This is a genomic window from Bacillus sp. LR--39, assembly GCF_053613335.1.
Genome location: NZ_JBSIOT010001284.1, coordinates 1 through 583, shown reverse-complemented (window position 1 = coordinate 583; position 583 = coordinate 1). Strand labels below are relative to the sequence as shown.

The following is a 583-nucleotide window of genomic DNA, read 5'->3' as shown; positions in this document are numbered from 1 at the left end:
GGCCGCATTCAGCAGACAGCATCGCTACATCGAAGGAAAAGTTGCTTACAAAGGCCGGGACCACATCATTCTGATCGGGTGGAATGAAAAAACAAACCGGCTTTTGAAGGACCTTCAGCTTGCCGCCCCTTCCAAAACAGTCGTACTAATCGATGAATCCTTAACAGAAGGCCCGCTTATTGAAAACGTTCATTTCATACGCGGGCACGCTGCCGATGATGGGACACTGAAACGGGCCAATATTACTGAAGCGGAATCAGTGATGATTACTGCCGATCAGTATAAAAGTGAAACTGATGCTGATATGCTGTCAGTGCTGACTCTTTTATCTGTTAAAGGGCTTAATCCCCTTGCTTACTGCATCGTCGAGATTTTGACTGACCGTTTTGTCACCAATGCAGAGCGGGCAGGCGCAAACCAAATCATCGGAACTTCAGAATTTATCAGCCGGGCGATGCTGCAGCATTACCAAGTCAAGTTACGGCCGTCTAAACAGCAGAACGGAATCAAGCTGTCACTTGATCAGCATGTGGAGCTTCTTGCTGTTCCTGACGAACTAAAGGGAGCGGCTTACAAAACCTGT

General features: G+C 47.7%; 1 pseudogene. It reads left to right on the top strand.

Going from position 1 to position 583, the window contains the following annotated elements:
- A pseudogene (gene kbfO, locus ACWHAR_RS29990) lies at positions 1-583 on the top strand (potassium channel protein KbfO); the annotation flags it as partial.